Annotated in this window: 18 protein-coding genes and 1 riboswitch; of the genes, 10 read left to right on the top strand and 8 right to left on the bottom strand. The window is 66.2% G+C overall.

From position 1 onward, the window contains the following. Positions 1–17 precede the first annotated feature (17 nt). On the top strand, positions 18–308 hold the full coding sequence (locus EI171_RS41865; protein WP_011084200.1) for a lipoprotein: 291 nt from the start codon (positions 18–20) through the stop codon (positions 306–308). A 23-nt stretch (positions 309–331) separates the two neighbouring features. Beyond that, entirely contained in the window at positions 332–1,597 is a 1,266-nt protein-coding gene (lysA, locus tag EI171_RS41860) for a diaminopimelate decarboxylase (RefSeq protein WP_011084201.1), read from the top strand. A gap of 215 nt (positions 1,598–1,812) precedes the next feature. Here the strand turns inward: lysA and EI171_RS41855 are convergent, their stop codons facing one another. Together EI171_RS41855 and EI171_RS41850 are read right to left on the bottom strand one after the other, a co-directional pair. Further along, entirely contained in the window at positions 1,813–2,721 is a 909-nt protein-coding gene (locus tag EI171_RS41855) for an NAD(P)-dependent oxidoreductase (RefSeq protein WP_028173543.1), read from the bottom strand. 234 nt (positions 2,722–2,955) lie between these two features. After that, entirely contained in the window at positions 2,956–3,339 is a 384-nt protein-coding gene (locus EI171_RS41850) for a carboxymuconolactone decarboxylase family protein (RefSeq protein ID WP_008567285.1), read from the bottom strand. Between the two features lie 168 nt (positions 3,340–3,507). Between EI171_RS41850 and EI171_RS41845 the strand changes: the two genes are divergently transcribed. Together EI171_RS41845 and EI171_RS41840 are read left to right on the top strand one after the other, a co-directional pair. Next, positions 3,508–5,454 carry a TIGR02302 family protein gene (locus EI171_RS41845; RefSeq protein ID WP_161536647.1) on the top strand — a complete coding sequence of 649 codons (1,947 nt, stop codon included), beginning with the start codon at positions 3,508–3,510 and terminating at the stop codon, positions 5,452–5,454. Continuing rightward, positions 5,442–6,590 (top strand): DUF4175 family protein, encoded by a 1,149-nt coding sequence (locus EI171_RS41840; RefSeq protein ID WP_161536646.1) that lies wholly within the window; start codon positions 5,442–5,444, stop codon positions 6,588–6,590. The genes EI171_RS41845 and EI171_RS41840 overlap by 13 nt, the downstream gene beginning before the upstream one ends. A 209-nt stretch (positions 6,591–6,799) precedes the next feature. Here the strand turns inward: EI171_RS41840 and EI171_RS41835 are convergent, their stop codons facing one another. Together EI171_RS41835 and EI171_RS41830 are read right to left on the bottom strand one after the other, a co-directional pair. Continuing rightward, a complete protein-coding gene (locus tag EI171_RS41835) occupies positions 6,800–7,174 on the bottom strand; it encodes a response regulator (protein ID WP_011084205.1) in 375 nt (124 codons plus the stop codon). Positions 7,175–7,221: 47 nt separating this feature from the next. Next, positions 7,222–8,100 (bottom strand): MJ0042-type zinc finger domain-containing protein, encoded by an 879-nt coding sequence (locus tag EI171_RS41830; RefSeq protein ID WP_161536645.1) that lies wholly within the window; start codon positions 8,098–8,100, stop codon positions 7,222–7,224. A gap of 179 nt (positions 8,101–8,279) precedes the next feature. Here EI171_RS41830 and ftsE point away from each other — a divergent pair, with 179 nt between their 5' ends. The 4 genes from ftsE (at position 8,280) to EI171_RS41810 (ending at position 11,502) form a co-directional block, all read left to right on the top strand. Further along, the gene (gene ftsE / locus EI171_RS41825; protein WP_027544305.1) at positions 8,280–8,939 is read left to right on the top strand and encodes a cell division ATP-binding protein FtsE; all 660 of its coding nucleotides are present in this window, start codon (positions 8,280–8,282) and stop codon (positions 8,937–8,939) included. After that, a complete protein-coding gene (locus EI171_RS41820; protein WP_161536644.1) occupies positions 8,932–9,900 on the top strand; it encodes an ABC transporter permease in 969 nt (322 codons plus the stop codon). Before ftsE ends, EI171_RS41820 begins: the two co-directional genes overlap by 8 nt. Before the next feature lie 101 nt (positions 9,901–10,001). Further along, the gene (locus tag EI171_RS41815; protein ID WP_011084209.1) at positions 10,002–10,706 is read left to right on the top strand and encodes a YdcF family protein; all 705 of its coding nucleotides are present in this window, start codon (positions 10,002–10,004) and stop codon (positions 10,704–10,706) included. Positions 10,707–10,728: 22 nt separating this feature from the next. Further along, on the top strand, positions 10,729–11,502 hold the full coding sequence (locus tag EI171_RS41810; RefSeq protein ID WP_028173538.1) for a 1-acyl-sn-glycerol-3-phosphate acyltransferase: 774 nt from the start codon (positions 10,729–10,731) through the stop codon (positions 11,500–11,502). Here the strand turns inward: EI171_RS41810 and EI171_RS41805 are convergent. Next, a complete protein-coding gene (locus tag EI171_RS41805; protein WP_028173537.1) occupies positions 11,499–12,110 on the bottom strand; it encodes a gamma-glutamylcyclotransferase in 612 nt (203 codons plus the stop codon). The two genes, EI171_RS41810 and EI171_RS41805, sit on opposite strands and share 4 nt — an antisense overlap. A 110-nt stretch (positions 12,111–12,220) precedes the next feature. On the opposite strand from EI171_RS41805, the gene EI171_RS41800 reads away from it, so the two are divergent. Further along, a complete protein-coding gene (locus EI171_RS41800) occupies positions 12,221–13,405 on the top strand; it encodes a DUF2125 domain-containing protein (RefSeq protein ID WP_060910122.1) in 1,185 nt (394 codons plus the stop codon). Between the two features lie 118 nt (positions 13,406–13,523). Here the strand turns inward: EI171_RS41800 and EI171_RS41795 are convergent, their stop codons facing one another. Genes EI171_RS41795 through EI171_RS41785 form a run of 3 tightly spaced genes read right to left on the bottom strand, consistent with a single transcriptional unit; the run spans position 13,524 to position 16,434 of the window. Continuing rightward, positions 13,524–14,459: a prephenate/arogenate dehydrogenase family protein gene (locus tag EI171_RS41795; RefSeq protein WP_011084213.1), complete on the bottom strand. Its 936-nt coding sequence runs from the start codon at positions 14,457–14,459 to the stop codon at positions 13,524–13,526. Beyond that, complete coding sequence (gene hisC / locus EI171_RS41790; RefSeq protein ID WP_161536643.1) at positions 14,456–15,553, bottom strand: histidinol-phosphate transaminase; 1,098 nt, start codon at positions 15,551–15,553, stop codon at positions 14,456–14,458. Before hisC ends, EI171_RS41795 begins: the two co-directional genes overlap by 4 nt. A 32-nt stretch (positions 15,554–15,585) precedes the next feature. Then, a complete protein-coding gene (locus tag EI171_RS41785) occupies positions 15,586–16,434 on the bottom strand; it encodes a chorismate mutase (RefSeq protein ID WP_011084215.1) in 849 nt (282 codons plus the stop codon). 203 nt (positions 16,435–16,637) lie between these two features. Next, positions 16,638–16,717: riboswitch (SAM riboswitch) on the top strand. A gap of 91 nt (positions 16,718–16,808) precedes the next feature. On the opposite strand from EI171_RS41785, the gene EI171_RS41780 reads away from it, so the two are divergent. Beyond that, positions 16,809–18,011, top strand: a complete 1,203-nt coding sequence (locus tag EI171_RS41780; protein ID WP_011084216.1) for a homoserine O-acetyltransferase — start codon at positions 16,809–16,811, stop codon at positions 18,009–18,011.

Below are 18,011 nucleotides of genomic sequence, written 5' to 3'. Positions count from 1 at the left end.
GTAGTGGGGAATTCGTCGTGACGTCAAAGTTTCGCCCGGCCGGCTCGGGGTGGGCCATCATTGTCTTGAGCCTGACGGCGCTCGCGCTTGCCGGCTGCGGCCGCAAAGGTCCCCTCGACCTGCCGCCGACCGCCTCCGGCGCGTCCACGGCCAACGTCGCAGCTCCAACCGACACCGAGACCGCAGCCCAAAAGACGCCGAGCCTGTTCAACCCCAGCTCCGCCGCCGACGCCGCCCCCGCGGCGTCCAAGGGCAAGAAGAAACCGTTTATTCTCGACCCGCTCCTGGACGACCAACCCAGCAAATAGGCTGGGGCAACTGAGCCAACGCCATGAACCATTTCGACTACCGCAACGGCGTGCTGCACGCCGAGGCGGTGAACCTGTCCGAGCTGGCCGCAACCGTCGGCACGCCGTTCTATTGCTATTCGACCGCGACGCTGGAGCGGCATTACCGCGTCTTCGCCGATGCTTTCGCCGGCGAGAAGGTGCTGGTCTGCTACGCCATGAAGGCGAACTCCAACCAGTCGGTGCTGCGTACGCTCGCCAGGCTTGGCGCCGGCGCCGACGTGGTCTCCGGCGGTGAATTGAAGCGTGCTCTGGCCGCGGGTATCCCCGCACGCAAGATCCTGTTCTCCGGCGTCGGCAAGACGGAAGACGAGCTGCGCGCTGCGCTCGCCGCCGACATCCTCTGCCTCAACGTCGAATCCGAGCCGGAGCTCGAGCTGTTGTCGCGCCTTGCGACCGAGATGGGCAAGACCGCGCGGATTTCCGTGCGCGTCAATCCCGATGTCGACGCCGGCACGCATGCCAAGATCTCCACCGGCAAGTCCGAGAACAAGTTCGGCATCCCGATCGCGCATGCTCGCGAGGTCTATGCGCGCGCGGCGAAGCTGCCCGGGATCCAGGTGACCGGCACCGACGTGCATATCGGCAGCCAGATCACCGATCTGTCGAAGATGGAGACGGCGTTTCGCATCCTCTCCGAATTCGTGCAGACGCTGCGCGCCGACGGCCACGACATCTCGCATGTCGATTTCGGCGGCGGCCTCGGCATTCCCTATTACATGGATCGCGAGGCGCCGCCGGCGCCCGATGCCTATGCCGCCATGGTCAAGCGCGTCAGCCATAATCTCGGCTGCACGCTGATGTTCGAGCCGGGCCGCATGATCGTCGGCAATGCCGGCATCCTGGTTGCCAAGGTGATCTATGTGAAGCACGGCGACGGCAAGAATTTCGTCATCATCGACGCTGCGATGAACGATCTGATCCGCCCGACGCTGTATGAAGCCCATCACGATATCCTGCCGGTAACGCAGCCGGCCCGGGACGCGGCCACGATGGTGGCCGATGTCGTCGGGCCGGTCTGCGAGACCGGCGACTATCTCGCGCTCGACCGCACGCTGCCGACGCCGAAGGCGGGCGATCTCCTCGCCATCATGACCGCCGGCGCCTATGGCGCGGTGCAGGCCGGCACCTACAACACGCGGCCGCTGGTGCCCGAGGTGCTGGTGAAGGACGACCAATACGCCGTGGTTCGCCCGCGCATCGATGTCGAGCAACTGATCGCGATGGACACGCCGGCGCCGTGGCTGTGAGGCGTGTCGTGATCTCATCGTGAGACGCGACGTAACCTCGACAATTTCGGTGTCGTCCTGGCGAAAGCCAGGACCCATTACCCCAGGGAGTACTTTGGCGGGAGGCTGGTAACCACGAGTCTTCGCCAAACCTCGCCCTGTGGTAATGGGTCCTGGATCAGCGCTTGCTACGCTCGCTTGTCCAGGACGACCTGGAAAGGGGATGCGCGAGAAAACTACTTCCCCGCTAAACCACCTGTCTTCCCCCCAACCACGACCCCCGCCTTCTTCTCGATCGGCTTGATCGCCGCGGTGAAATCGGAATCGGCGCCTTCCGCGCTGATCACGGTCTCCCACAGGCGCCCCACGGCGTCCGCGACCTCCATCGACAGGCCGAGCTGCTTCATTTCCTCCAGCGCGAGGCGCACGTCCTTCACCATCAGCCCCGTGGCGAAGCCGAAATCGAACGTGCGCGGCAGCACCGAGCGCGGAAACTTGTCGCGGCTCGCGGTGTTCATGCCCGAGCCGGCATTGATGACGTCGATCATCACGGCGGGATCGAGCCCGGCCTTCACACCCATGACGACCGCCTCCGACGTTGCCACGATCGCGGTGGCCGAGAGGAAATTGTTGGCGAGCTTCATGGTCTGCGCGGCGCCCGGCTTCTCGCCGATGAAGAACACTTTTCCGATCACATCGAGCGCCGGCTTGAGCAGTTCGAACTCCGCCTTCGGCCCCGACACCATTACCGCCAGCGTGCCCTTCTCGGCGCCGCCGACGCCGCCGGAGACGGGGCAGTCGATCTGTACGATGTCGCGCTTGGCGAGCAGGCCGTGAATCTTCGAAGCCATCGTCGAGCCGACGGTGGACAGATCGATGAAGCGCTTGACGCGGCTTCCCTCGATCACGCCGTTCGTCCCCGTTGCAACTTCGAGCGAAGCCTGCAGCGAGGGCAGGCTCGCCATCACGGTCTCGACCTGATCGGCAACGTCCTTTGGCGACGTCGCCGGCGTCGCACCGCGCGCCACGAGCTTGTCCACGACCTCCTTGCGCGTGTCGAACACGACGAGCCGGTTGCCAGCCTCGATCAGCCGCCGCGCCATCGGGAAACCCATGTTTCCGAGGCCGATGAATCCGATGTCCATGGTGTTTCCTTGTGTTGATTATTCGTTGTTGTCGTGAAAATCCGCGCTCTATCCCCGGTGTCGTCCCGGACAAGCGCGCCTCAAGCGCGCGCAGATCCGGGACCCATAGCCCCAGCGAGGAGTCGCAGCGCGAAAGCGGTCACTCCGAGTCCCGCTAACCACATCCGCCTGCGGTGATGGGTCCCGGATCGGCGCTACGCTTGTCCGGGACGACAGTGGCGAGAGCCTGCCCCCTCACGCCTTCCCATCAATCTCCGCGAACACCTCGCGCGCGATGCGAAAGCTGTCGACTGCGGCCGGCATGCCACCGTAGATCGCGACCTGCATCAGGATCTCGCGGATCTCGTCGCGGGTGACGCCGTTGGTGAGCGCGCCCTTCAGATGCGCACGGAATTCGTGCTGGCGGTTGAGGATCGCGATCATCGCGATGTTGAGCATGCTGCGGGTCTTGCGCGGCAGCTCCTCGCGGCCCCACACCGTGCCCCAGCAATATTCGTTGAGCATCTCCTGGAACGGACGGTTGAAGTCGTCGACGTTCTTCAGGGCGTTGTTGACATAGGCTTCCCCCAGCACCGCTTTGCGGACTTCCAGGCCCTTGTCGTGCATCTTCTTGTCCATGGCGTTTCCTTCGTTTCCCTTGGATGGCGGCGCGGAAATTACGGGGTTGCGGCGGGCCAGTCACGTCCTCGTGTTATGCGGGAAAAGGGGTGTCTCCCGTACAGGAACGGATGCCTCAGTGCTGCCGTTGTGATACGCTCTTCTCCACCGGGCAACCTGGAGAGCTTATTGAACGGCGTCACCCCTGACCCGTCAGACCCGATCCGCGATGGCGACGCTCTGTCGCGGTTGAAGCTGGCGCAGGCCCTCGATCGGGCGAGATATGCCATCGCGTGGGAGCGTGCCTGGCCGAATCTGGCACGGCTTCTGACCGTCGTCGGCCTGTTCCTGGCGCTGTCCTGGGCCGGTCTCTGGCTGGCGCTGCCGTTCCTTGCCCGCGCCATCGGTCTCGTCGTTTTCGCCGGCATCGCGATTGCCGCCCTGTTCCCGCTGGTTCGCTTCCGCTGGCCGAGCCGCGAGGAGGCTTTGGGCCGGCTCGATCGCGGCTCCGGCATTCGTCACCGCCCGGCCACCACGCTCACGGACACGCTGACCTCGCAGGACCCGGTTGCGAAGGCGCTGTGGCAGGCGCAGCGTGAGCGCACGCTGGCCTCGCTCAAGCGCATCCGCGCCGGTCTGCCGCACCCGCGGCTCGCTCTGCATGATCCCTGGGCGCTGCGTGCGCTGGTCATGGTGATGCTGGTTGCGACCTTCTTCGCCGCCGGCGACGAGCGTGCGATGCGGCTTGGGGCGGCCTTCGACTGGAACGGCGTGCTGGCGCCGACCAATGTTCGCGTCGATGCCTGGGTCACGCCGCCGCTCTACACCGGCAAGCCGCCGGTGATCCTGTCTGCCGCCAACAGGGAGGCCGCGGCGCTGCCCGCCAGCGGTCCGCTCGCCGTTCCCGCCGGCTCGACCCTGATCGTGCGTTCCTCCGGCGGCAGCCTGGATGTCGCCGTCTCCGGCGGCCTCAAGGAGGTCGCCCCCACTGAAGCCACGCCCAAGGGCACCAACGAGAAGCATTTCGCCATCACCGGCGACGGCACCGCGCATGTCCGCGCGCCCTCCGGCCAGCCGCAGTGGGCGTTTGCGGCAACGCCGGACCGCGCGCCGACGATTGCGCTGGCAAAGGATCCGGAGCGCCAGGCGCGCGGCGCGCTTCAGCTCTCCTACAAGATCGAGGACGATTACGGCGTCACCGGCGCCGAGGCGCACATTGGCCTGCGCGCCGCCGATGGCAAGGACGGCGCGAAGGAAGCCACCAAGGACGCCGATACCAAGGCGGCCGCACGGCCGCTGTTCCAGCCGCCGCAATTCCCGCTGGTGCTGCCGAATGCGCGCACCCGCAACGGCGTCGGCCAGACGGTGAAGGACCTCAGCGAGGATCCCTATGCCGGCGCCGACGTCACGCTGACTCTCACCGCCAAGGACGAGGCCGGCAACGAGGCTAGAAGCGAACCCTTCAACATGCGCCTGCCCGAGCGGCTGTTCACGAACTCGCTCGCGCGCGCGCTGATCGAGCAGCGCCGCATCCTCGCGCTCGACGCCAACAAGAATTCCGACGTCTATGCCGCGCTCGACGCGCTGATGATCGCGCCCGAATTGTTCACCCCGGATGCCGGCTGCTATCTCGGTCTCCGCAGCCTCGCGCTCCAGCTCGAGGCGGCCCGCACCGACGACGCGATGCGCGACGTCGTGGCGAGCATGTGGGCGTTCGCGGTCACCATCGAGGACGACGGTGTCGCCGGCAGCGTCAACGCCGCGCTGCGCTCGGCGCAGGACGCGCTCAAGCGGGCGCTGGAGCGCGGTGCCGGCGAGGACGAGATCAGGGTGCTGACGCAGAAGCTCCGCGAGGCCATGGCCGGCAAGGTGCGCGACCTCGCCCGGCGCGCCGAGCAAAATCCGCTGGGACCCCGGCAGCCGTTCCCCGCGGAAGTCCAGCTCATCCTCGACAAGGCCGTCGAGCTGCGACAGAAGACCCAGCACGCGACGCCCGAGCAGCTCGAGGAGCTGGCGCAGCAGCAGGACGCATTGCGTCAGCAGCTTCAGGCCTATCGGAAGTCGGCGAGCAACCGGGCCAAGGCGGGGGACGACGGGGCCAATCAGTTTACGCGGGACCGGAAATGCGGAAGCTAGCGCGCGTGCCAGTCTTGAAGGCGATCTCGATCGCCTGCCTCGCCTTCCTGTTGGGAGGCCTTCCGTCCGTCGCTGCCCAGCAGGATCAGGATCCCGATGCGCTGCTCGATGGCGCGGAAAAGGCGATGCAGGATGCCGGCGATAACCTCCGGCAGAAGGAATCCGGGCGCAGCCTGAACAATCAATCCGATGCCATTCAGAAGCTCGAGGAGTACAAGCGCGCGACGGAAAGGAACCAATCCTCCAATCGCGATCGCTCCGTCATCACGCAGCGGGATCTGGAAGATCTTCTGAAGCAGATCGAGAAGGCGGCGCGCGAAGGCAATCGCGAGGCGGCGCAGCGCATGCTCGAGCAGCTGGCGCAGATCATGGAAAATCTCCAGATGGCGCAGCCCGGGCAATCCGGCGACAGCGACATGGAGCAGGCGCTCAACGAGCTCAGCGACATGATCCGCAAGCAGCAGCAATTGCGCGACAAGACCTACAAGCAGGGCCAGGACTCCCGGCGTGACCGCTCGCGCGGCAAGCAGCAGGGCGATCAGTCGATGTCGGACCTCCAGCAGGACCAGCAGGCGCTGCGCGACCGGCTGAAGAAGCTGCAGGACGAGCTCGCCAAGCGCGGCCTCACGCAGAAGGGACAAAAGGGCCAGAAAGGGCAGCAGGGGCAGAAGGGCCAGCAGGGCGACCAGGGACAGCCCGGTCAGGATGGCGATCAGGACGGTGACGATGACGACGGCAGCCTGGACACCGCCGACGGTGCCATGGGCGATGCCGGCTCAAAGCTCGGCGAGGGCAATGCAGACGGCGCCGTGGACTCGCAGGGCAAGGCTCTCGACGCCTTGCGCAAGGGTGCGCAGAAGATGGCCGAGGCGATGCAGCAGGGGGATGGCGAGGGGCAGGGCGATGGTCCCGGCAACCGGGCCGGCCGCCAGCAGAGCGGCGGCAATCAGACCGATCCGCTCGGTCGCCCGCTTCACGGCCGTGAGTTCGGCGACGACTACACGGTCAAGATCCCCGGCGAGATCGACGCCCAGCGCGTCCGCCGCATCCTCGAAGAGCTCCGCCGCCGCTTAGGGGATACCTCGCGTCCGCAGATCGAGCTCGATTATATCGAGCGGCTGCTGAAGGATTTTTGAGGCGAGAACCCGGTTATCTCCCCAATGTCGTCCTGGCGAAAGCCAGGACCCATTACCCCAGGGAGTGGTTTGGCGAAGACTCGTCGTCCAGTACGGCTATCGATTCCTAAAAGATAGACCTCGCGGTATGGGTCCTGGCCTTCGCCAGGACGACACCGTGTATGAGGGACGAGGATCGCGTAACAGCAGTGCTACAAGTGCGGCGCGCGCTACCTCTTCTTCGCCGCCAGCGCGTCCGCCACCGCGGTGCGGATGTCGGCGACCGAGAACGGTTTTGTCACGACGTCATGCACCAGCGCGTTGAGGTTCGAGGCGCGCTCGCGCTGGTCGGCAAATCCGGTCATCAGCAAAATCGTCAGGTCGGGGAAATCGCGCGCGGCGGAGAGCGCCAGCGCGATGCCGTCCATGACCGGCATCTGGATGTCGGTGAGCAGCAAATCGAAGGCGCCGTCCTCGCGGGTCAGGATCTCCAGCGCCTCGGCGCCGTCCTGCGCGGTCACGGTCTCGTGCCCGTCCATGGCGATGGCGCGCGCCACCAGCTGGCGCATCGAATCCTCGTCGTCGGCGATCAAGATTTTTGGCATGGGACCAACCTTGGGACCAACCTCCCGTGCGGACCTTGCGAGCCTGATTACACGCTGCCGCCGGCAATGTCGCGCCGGTTGAAGAAGCGAACGTCGATATTGCGGCCCTCCGGCGGCGGGGAGGCCAGGCGCGAGCGGAAGAAGGCGCGCTCGCCGGGTCGCAGCACGGTCTGCTCCAGCACCGTATTCCAGGCATAGATCTCCGCGCCCTGCGCGTCGCGCACCGCGAAGCGCAGCCGCGGGATATCGAGCGGCTTCTTGCCCTCGCCGACGATGACGCCCTCGATCACCAGCACCTGCTTACCGTCAACGGTCTCGCTGGAGAGCTTGACGTCCTTGAAGGCCAGCCCGCGCAGGTTAACGTCGAGGCCGACCATCTTGTAGAAGGCCGCGGTCTGCGGCAGCAGCCGAACCATATCGCCGCGCCAGACGATCAGGGCCAGCACCAGCGCGCCCATGGCGGCGCAGGCGGTCGGCAGGCCGAAATGGGACTTTCGCGGCGCCGCGGTGGGGGCCTGACGCCTCACCCGTGCCCCGCGCCGGCTGAACAGGCCGCGGAACCAGGACTGGTGCTGCGCGCCGGCGACCTCGTCCTCGGCGTCCCGGGCCGCCGCCGACCACTCGTCCTCGGTCTCCTTGGCGTCCTCCTCCGGCCAGTCGCTGGCGATGGAGGGGCTGTCGACCACAGGCGTGTCAGTGGCGCCGTCGTCCTTGGCGTAGGAGTTCCACTGCTCGGCGAGGTCGGACTGGTCGTCGGCCTGGCTGGCGGCGGCCATGGCCGGGACGGACGCCTCCTCGATGGCATCCTCGGCATAGGCGACCCAGGTCTGCTTGCACCGGGAGCAGCGGACTGTCCGCCCGTTCGCCCCCAGGCTTGCAAGCTTGATGGCGTAGGATGTCGTACAATGGGGGCAGACGATATGCATGGACGAGCCTTGATGCATGAACGAGTCTTGACGATGCCAAGGTCGCGGAGACCCGGGCGTACTGGATGCTACAGGGCGACCGTTAACGAACCGGAAACCATAACGGTCGCAAAAACCGTTGATCGCGTGTGGCGGAGCGTCGCGTCGCGGCCATCGCCCCCTCTCGAACGGAGCTGAGCTTGGTTCGGTTCGAAAATGTCGGATTGCGTTACGGCCTGGGGCCGGAGATCCTGCGCGACCTCAATTTCCAGATCCCGGCGCACTCCTTCCAGTTCCTCACCGGCCCGTCCGGCGCCGGCAAGACCTCGCTCTTGCGCCTGCTGTTCCTGTCGCACCGGCCGACGCGCGGCCTCGTCAACCTGTTCGGCCACGATATCTCGCAGCTCGGCAAGGACGAGATCGCCGACTTGCGCAAGCGCATCGGCATCGTGCTCCAGGATTTCCGCCTGCTCGACCACATGACGACCTACGAGAACGTCGCGTTGCCGTTTCGCGTCATGGGCCGCAGCGAGTCGAGCTATCGCAAGGAGGTCATCGACCTCTTGCGCTGGGTCGGACTCGGCGAACGCATGGACGCGCTGCCGCCGATCCTGTCCGGCGGCGAGAAGCAGCGTGCGGCGATCGCGCGCGCCGTGATCTCGCGGCCGCAGCTTCTGCTCGCGGACGAGCCGACCGGCAGCGTCGATCCGACGCTCGGCCGCCGCCTGCTGCGCCTTTTCATCGAGCTCAACAAATCGGGCACCGCCGTCATCATTGCGACCCACGACATCGGCCTGATGGATCAGTACGAGGCGCGGCGGCTGGTGCTGCATCAGGGACGGCTGCACGTCTATGAGTAAGCCCGACGAGCGCGGCGTGCTGGTCGATCTCGGACAGGAGCGTCCGCAGCTTCCGGCCAAGGCGCGCAACATGTCGCCGATCGTGCCGCGCGCCTCGATCCACGGCCGCGCGCTGGTCGCCGTCGTCGCCATCATGACCTTCCTCGCCTCGATGACCACGGGCACGGTGCTGCTGGTCAGCGCCTCCGCCGCCGAATGGCAGTCGGACGTCGCGAGCGAAATCACCATCCAGGTTCGCCCGCAGTCCGGGCGCGACCTCGAGCGCGACACCGCCGCGGTGACCGAGGCGATGCGCGCGCAAGCCGGCATTGTCGAAGTCAAGCCGTTCACCAAGGACGAGAGCGGCAAGCTGCTTGAGCCCTGGCTCGGCACCGGACTGTCGATGGACGATCTGCCGGTGCCGCGCATGATCATCGCGCGCGTGCAGCCCGGCACGGCGCTCGATCTCGCCGCCTTGCGCGCCCGCGTGACGCAAGTGGCGCCAAGCGCCAGCGTCGACGATCACCGCGCCTGGATCGAGCGCATGCGCTCGATGACCAACGCCACCGTGCTCGCCGGTCTCGGCATCCTCGCGCTCGTCATCATCGCGACGATCATCTCGGTCTCGTTCGCGACCCGCGGCGCCATGGCGGCGAACCGTCCGATCGTCGAGGTCCTGCATTTCGTCGGCGCCGGCGACCGCTACATCGCCAACCGCTTCCTGCGCCATTTCCTCAGGCTGGGCCTGGAGGGCGGCGTGATCGGCGGCGGCGCCGCCATGCTGGTGTTCGGCTTCTCCGAGTCGATCGCCGGCTGGTTTTCGGGGACGCCCGTCGGCGACCAGTTCGCGGCCCTGCTCGGCACCTTCTCGCTGCGGCCTTCCGGCTATGTCGTGCTCGCGGTGCAGGCGGTGCTGATCGGCGCCATCACCGCCGTCGCCTCGCGCCAGACGCTGTTCTCGACGCTGAATGATGTCGATTGAAATGGCTTCTTCCCTCCCCACAGGGGAGAGGGTGAATAAACCGGACTCCACTTCGCCTCAAAACGTTTTAAAATCATCCGGGAAGGGATTACCGACATCGCATGACCTCGCCGACCGACGATCGATCGCCGAAATTGCCGCGCGGCTGGCTGCGCGCAGCCGTGGTGTCGACGATCGCGTTCGCCTTCGTCGGCGCGGCGGCGGGCTTCATCGCGTTCCTGTCGCAGTTGCGCGGCGCCGAGATCGCGCCGGACCGCAAGGCGGACGGCATCGTGGTCTTGACCGGCGGCTCCTCGCGGGTGTCGGATGCGATGGAGTTGCTGGCTGCCGGCTACGGCAGGCGGCTCCTGATTTCCGGGGTGCATCCGACCTCGACCGCAAGCGACATCTCGCGGACCCTGCCGGAGAACCAGTCCTTCATGACCTGCTGCGTCGACCTCGACCGCACCGCGCTCTCGACCCGCGGCAACGCCGCGGAGGCGCGGCGCTGGGCGCAGGCGCGCCGGTTCAAATCGCTGATCGTGGTGACCTCGAACTATCACATGCCGCGCGCGCTGGTGGAATTCTCGCACGCGATGCCGGAGACGATTCTGATCCCGTTCGCCGTGGTCGGCGACAAATGGCGCGAGGAGCCGTGGTGGGCCTCGGCGTCCACCTTGCGGCTGCTGCTGTCGGAATATGTCAAATATATCGCGGCCGAAGTCAGGGTGCGGCTGGAGGATTTCGGGATTGACCTTTCGCCCGAAGTATCGGAGCAGCCTCCCGGGATGCAGCCGAAGCGGCCCGCCACTGCACAGGCCAATTGATCGGCAATTGATCGGATCGTCGATGTTCTTGATTTTCCTGCGCTCGCTCGTGTTCAACGTGCTGTTCTACGCCGTGCTGGTGTGTCTCGCGATCGTGGCGCTGCCGACCTTTGCAATGCCTCCGCGCGCCATGCTGACGGTCGCGCAATGGTGGGCGAAGGCGACGCTGGTCCTGATGCGGGTGATCTGCAACATCAAGGTGGAATTCCGCGGGCAGGAGAAGATCCCGCAGGGGCCGCTGGTGATCGTGGCAAAGCATCAGTCGTTCTGGGAAACCTTCGTGCTGCCGGGATTCTTCGACCGCCCGATCTTCATCCTCAAGCGTCAGCTCATGCAGATCCCGGTGTTCGGTCAGTTCCTGGTCAAGACCGGGATGATCGCGATCGACCGCAAGGCCGGCGTGAAGGCGCTGCTGGACATGACGCGGCGGGCGCGCGACGCGGTGCGCAGCGGCCGCCAGCTCGTGATCTTTCCGGAAGGCACGCGCCGCGCGCCGGGCGCGCCCTCCGACTACAAGACCGGTTTTGCGCAGATCTATTCGTCCTGCGGCGTGCCGTGTCTGCCGATTGCGCTCAATTCCGGCCTGTTCTGGCCGCGCCGCACCTTCATGCGCTATCCCGGCACGCTGGTGGTGGAGTTTCTCGATCCGCTGCCGCCGGGCCTGCCGAAGGACGAGTATCTCTCCCGCGTGCAAACGGCGATCGAAGAGGCGACCGACCGCCTCGTCGAAGCGGGCCGCAAGGAGCAGGAGCAGCTGATCGGTTCGGCGCCGAGCTACGCGCCGACTGGCAGCTAGCGGCTTTCGCGATCTTCGCTCGGAGCCGGCGCGTGCAGGGAATGCGCTTCCCCATGCAGCATCGTCGCGAGCTGATGCAGTTGCGTGTCGCGAAAGCCTTCGGCCTCGATCGCCTTCACCGTCGCCGTCACGTAGTCGCGGTTGGCCCCGGACTGGCCGTGCCCCTGGAGCACGTGGCGATGCTGATCGGCGAGCGACAGCCGGCCGGCATATTGCACGTGGCCGCGGTCGACGACATAGGCGAGTGCGGAGACGCGCTGCCGCGCATCGTTCTCCAGCCACACCGAGCGCATCACCTCGCGGTAGACCGACGTCACCTGCTCGCGTTCGCGCAAATAGGCGACGACGTCGGCACGGTTCTTTTCGGCGACGCGGAACGCGATGCCGCGACAGGCGCCGCCGCGATCGAGCCCGAGCACCAGGCCCGGCTTCTCCGGCGTGCCGCGATGCACGAAGGAATAGACGCAGAGCGCACGATGCTCGCCGACCAGCCGCGCCGGGACGCGCTCCTCGAATTCGAAGCCCGGCCGCCACATCAGCGAGCCGTAGCCGAACACCCAGAGGTCGCCGTTGGCTGTCGTGACGGAGGGGAGGGTGATTTCCGACATGGCGGGCACGGCTACCAGAACCGCGCCCCCAAGCGAAGCGAATTCTCCGCCTTTCGGAGCAAGCCAACCTCGCTTACATTTGACAAAATCTGAGGCCAAAGGGTCGCCGCATGTCCAATCTGACCGTTGCCGCAGGCCGCCGCCCCCGTTGGGGCCTTTTCATCGCACCCATTCTCCTCCTGATCCTCGCCGTCGCGTGGAGCTGCTTCTGGTTCTACGCCGCTTCGCAGGCCGAAATCGCCGCAGACGCCTGGCGCGCGCAGGAGGCCAAGTCCGGCCGCATCTATGATTGCGCCAAGCGCTCGATCGCGGGCTTCCCGTTCCGCTTCGAGGTCCAGTGCTCCGGCGCCAGCGTCGCCCTGGTCTCGCAGAACGCGAGCAAGACGCCGTTCACGGCGAGGCTCGACAACATCCTGGTCGTCGCCCAGGTCTACGATCCCAAGCGCGTCATCGCCGAATTCTCGGCGCCGGCGACCCTCACCGACGGCGTTACGCAAAACACCTTCGTGGTGAACTGGAGCAAGGGCCGCAGCAGCGTGGTCGGCCTGCCGGCGGTGCCGGACCGCGCCTCCATCGTGTTCGACGATCCCGTCATCAACCGGCTCGACGGCAGCGTGCAGGTGCCGCTCGCGCGCGCCAAGCAGGTCGAGCTGCACGGGCGCCTCGCGGACGGATCGCCGTCCGATCATCCCGTGATCGAGACCGTGCTCCACGTCGCGCAGGGCAGCATCCAGGGTGTTCACCCCTTGCTCGCCGAGCCGTTCGAGGCGGACACGCGCGCCAAGGTCACCGGGCTCTCCGACCTCACCCCAAAGCCATGGCCGCAACGCTTCCGCGAGATCCAGGCCGCCGGCGGCCATATCGAGATCGTGCAGTCGCGGATCCAGCAGGGCGAGATGATCGCGGTCGCGGCCGGCACGCTCGGGCTCTCGGCCAATGGCCGACTCGACGGCGAATTGCAGATGACGGTGACGGGCCTCGAGCGCGTGATCCCGGCGCTGGGTATCGAGAAGATGCTGGAAGAGGGTGTGCCGCAGGCAACCCTCGACCGCGTCGCGCCCGGCGTGAAGTCGCAGGATCTCAACAATCTGTTCGGCGCGCTCGATCGCGCCGTTCCCGGCCTCGGCAAGGTCATCAAGCAGAACGCCAATGCCGGCGTCGCCGCCGGCATCAATTCGATCGGCACCGAGAGCACGCTGGAAGGCAAGAAGGCCCGCAGCTTCCCGCTGAAGTTCGTCGACGGCGCCGTGCTGCTCGGCCCGGTCAAGGTCGGCCAGATTCCGCCGCTGTATTGAAACCTCTCTCGTCATTCCGTGGCGATGCGTAGCATCGAACCCGGAATCCATTTCACCGCGTGCGCTGTGGCCCAATGGATTCCGGGCTCGCCCTTCGGGCGCCCCGGAATGACAGGAGCTACGGCTTCTTCAGCGCCGCATGCGGCCGGCCGAAGTCGGGCGCCGCCGAATCCTGGCCGATCTCGACGATGCCGCGACGGATGGCGCGGGTGCGGGTGAAGTGGTCGAACAGCGCTTCGCCGTCGCCGCGCCGGATCGCGCGGGTGAGTTTTGCCAGATCCTCGGTGAAGGTGCCGAGCATCTCCAGCACGGCTTCCTTGTTGGCGAGGAAGACGTCGCGCCACATCGTCGGGTCGGACGCCGCGATGCGGGTGAAGTCGCGAAAACCGCCGGCGGAGAACTTGATCACTTCCGATTCCGTCACCTGCGCCAGCTCGTCGGCGGTGCCGACGATGGTGTAGGCGATCAGATGCGGCAGATGGCTGGTGATCGCGAGCACGAGATCATGATGATCCGGCGTCATCACCTCGACCTTGGCACCCATCGCCGCCCAGAAGGCGCGCAAGCGATCGGTGGCCGACGCGTCGACGCCTTCCGGCGGGGTGAGGATGCACCAGCGGTTGATGAAGAGCTCGGCAAAGCCGGAATCCGGCCCCGAGTGCTCGGTGCCCGCCACGGGGTGCGCCGGCACGAAATGAACGGTCTTCGGCAGATGCGGCGCCATGTCCCTGACGATCGCGCCCTTCACAGAGCCGACGTCGGAGACGATCGCGCCGGGCTTCAGATGCGCGGCGATCTCCTGCGCCACCGGTCCGCAGGCGCCGACGGGAATGCAGAGGATGACGAGATCGGCATCCTTCACCGCTTCCGCATTGGTCGCCACGACCTGATCGACGATGCCGAGCTCGAGCACGCGCGCGCGCGTCTTCTCCGAGCGCGCGGTGGTGACGATCTCGCCGGCCAGGCCCTGGAGCTTCGCAGCGCGCGCGATCGAGCCGCCGATCAGGCCGAAGCCGATCAGGGCGATGCGCTGGAAGTGCGGCTGTACGCTCATTTGCCGGCCATGAAGTCGCGCAAACCGTCGACGACGAGGCGGTTGGCCTCCTCGGTGCCGATGGTCATGCGCAGGGAATGCGGCAGGCCGTAATTCTTCAATGCCCGCAGCACGAGGCCTCGCTTCGTGAGGAAGGCGTCGGCGTCGTCCGAGGTCCTGCCCCTGTCGGTCGGGAAGTGGATCAGCACGAAATTGGCGACGCTCGGCGTCACCTTCAGGTCGAGCTTGCCGATCTCTTCGGTCAGCCAGTTGCGCCAGGTCTCGGTGAACTGCTTCGACATCGCCTGATGCGCGGTGTCCTCGATCGCGGCGACCGCGGCGTACATTGCCGGCGTCGACACGTTGAACGGACCGCGGATGCGGTTGACCGCGTCGATGATGTGCTCGGGCCCGAACATCCAGCCGATGCGCAGCGCGGCGAGGCCGTGGATCTTGGAGAAGGTGTGCGTCACCACGGTGTTCTCGGTGGTGGCGACGAGCTCGATGCCCATCTCGTAATCGTTGCGCGAGACGTAGTCGCAATAGGCGGCGTCCAGCACCAGCAGCACGTGCGAGGGCAGGCCGGCGCGCAGGCGCTTGACCTCGTCGAACGGAATATAGGTGCCAGTCGGGTTGTTCGGATTGGCGAGCCACACCAGCTTCGTCTTCGGCGTCACAGCCTTGAGGATGGCGTCGACGTCGCAGGTGAGATTCTTCTCCTGTGCAATGACGTTCTTGGCGCCGACTGCCATGGTGGCGATCGGGTAGACCAGGAAGCCGTGCGTGGTCGAGATCGCCTCGTCGCCCTGGCCGAGAAAGGTGTGGGCGAGCAGGTTGAGGATCTCGTCCGAGCCGGCGCCGCAGATGATGCGGTTGGGGTCGAGGCCGAAGCTGCGGCCGATGGCTTCGCGCAGCACTCGCGAGGTGCCTTCCGGATAGTCTTCCAGATGATCAGCCACCTTCTTGAAGGCCTCGATCGCCTTGGGTGAGGGGCCGAACGGCGTCTCGTTGGCCGAGAGCTTGAACACCTTGCGGCCCGGCTCCGGCACCGGGCTCTTGCCGGGCGTGTAGGGCGCAATATCGAGAATGCCGGGGTTCGGCACGGGGCGGGACATCTTCAACTCCGGAATGGCAGGCGGCTCGTAACTTACGATTTCGACCCGGTCGGGGGCACCGTATAGCGCGTCGCGTGGCTGCCGACGAGGGCCGTGGAGCGCACCGAGGCCCCCGCCTCGATCAGGGCAGCCTTGATCTTGTCGATGCTGCTCGCGCTCGTGACCGAGACCAGCAGCGCGGCGCCATCGAAGGCGGTATCGGGCACCGCCACGATGTCGGCGAGCGGCGACAGCGCCCGCGCGATCTCGGCATTCCACCCCGAGACGCGCACGCTGAAAGTCTCCACCTCCGTCACCAGGGCACTGTCGGCGACGCGCGAGATCGCGAACACGGGCAGCGCGGCCGGATGGTCGGCACGCTCGACGAAGGGCAGCCGCGCGATGATCTTCGGTGCGCCTTCTGCTTCCAGCTCCAGCCACCACGGGGTGCGGCTGGAAGTCGCCGAGACCAGCGCCAGATCGCCCTTGGATTTCGCGACCGCCTCGACCGCGGCCTGCGCGCTGAAATGCGCGACGTAAGGCACGGTGAAGCCGAAATGGAATCGCACGGAATCGCGCATCGCGGGCTCGCTCACCGAGATGTCGGCATGCACCGCGAACGGCGCCTGCACGTAAGTGAACGTCGCGATGATGACGCGCCAGATGCTCTCGACCGTGTCGAGCGGCAGGATGCCGCGATGGCGCTCCACGATCCGCCGCATCATGTCGGCCTCGCGCGCAGGCCGGAACGCCGAGCCCACCTCCTGGGTCTGCTTCACCTGGATCAGGCGGTCGATGATGTCGCCGCGCTGCATCAGGAGGCGATGCATGCCCTCGTCGATCGCGTCGATCTCCTTGCGCAATTCCTGCAACGATGGTGGCGCGGGCGGACGTTGGGACATATCTGGCAAGTGCTGTTGAGAGGCGTTCCAATGCGGGTCCATCAGGTCGGACCCGCCGCGGTCGATGTCTTGATTAGGCAGTCGGAGCGGCGAAAGCAAAGAGAAATGCAAAGGGAAATCGGGCCTTTTCGGCTGACGCGACGGGGACGAATTTGGTCAATCAGGACCGTATCTTGACGAAAACCGTCCAAGCCGTTAAGTTTTGCCTGTTCCGTGGTCATTTGAGCCGGCCGGCTTGCAGCCACGTTAAAAAACTCGCTAAACAGGCCGGGGACGCTTCCGATCCCGGCCGAACCTATCGTTCAGGCCGGGTTTTTTATGGCCTGATGCAAGTAGCGGTCTGAAGTCGGATCGCAAACGAGGTCGATGGTCAGATGGTTGGCGTCACGTCGATATCCAGTCCCGCGATCAGTGCCGATGAGCGGTCGCATGAGGTGGATCATCCGAGCTCGCTCGTCGCGCATTTCGGCGCTGATCAGCCGTTGCCGCTCGACTGCGGCATAGATCTCACCCCGTTCCAGATCGCCTACCAGACCTATGGCGAGCTCAACGCCGATCGCTCCAACGCGATCCTGATCTGCCATGCGCTGACCGGCGACCAGCATGTCGCCAATGTGCACCCCGTCACCGGCAAGCCCGGCTGGTGGGAAACCCTCGTCGGTGCGGGCCGTCCGCTCGATCCGAGCCAATACTTCATCATCTGCGCCAATGTGATCGGTGGCTGCATGGGCTCGACCGGGCCGGCCTCGATCAATCCCGCGACCGGCAAAGTGTGGGGCCTGGATTTCCCGGTCATCACCATCCCTGACATGGTTCGCGCGCAGGCGATGCTGATCGACCGGCTCGGCATCGACACGCTGTTCGCGGTGGTCGGCGGCTCGATGGGCGGCATGCAGGTGCTGCAATGGACGGCGGCCTACCCCGAGCGCGTGTATTCCGCGCTGGCAATTGCCTGCTCGACGCGGCACTCGGCGCAGAACATCGCCTTTCACGAGCTCGGTCGCCAGGCTGTGATGGCCGATCCCGACTGGCACAATGGCGGCTACGCCGATCGCGGCATCCATCCGCATCGCGGCCTTGCGGTCGCACGGATGGCGGCGCACATCACCTATCTCTCCGACGCGGCGCTGCATCGCAAGTTCGGCCGGCGCATGCAGGACCGCGACCTGCCGACCTTCTCGTTCGACGCCGACTTCCAGGTCGAGTCCTATCTGCGCTACCAGGGCTCGTCCTTTGTCGAGCGCTTCGACGCCAACTCCTATCTCTATCTGACGCGCGCGATGGACTATTTCGACATCGCCGGCGACCATGGCGGCGTGCTGGCGAAGGCGTTCGCGGGCATCAAGACGCGCTTCTGCGTGGTCTCCTTCACCAGCGACTGGCTGTTCCCGACCTCGGAATCGCGCGCGTTGGTGCATGCGCTGAATGCGTCGAGCGCGCGGGTATCGTTCGCCGAGATCGAGACCGATCGCGGCCATGACGCCTTCCTGCTCGACGTGCCCGAATTCTTCGACATTGCCCGCGCCTTCCTGGAATCGGCCGGCAAGGCGCGCGGACTCAACGGCAGGGGTGGCTAG

The organism is Bradyrhizobium sp. LCT2, from assembly GCF_009931255.1.
Lineage (GTDB): Bacteria > Pseudomonadota > Alphaproteobacteria > Rhizobiales > Xanthobacteraceae > Bradyrhizobium > Bradyrhizobium diazoefficiens.
This window is presented reverse-complemented; position numbering and strand designations above follow the sequence as displayed.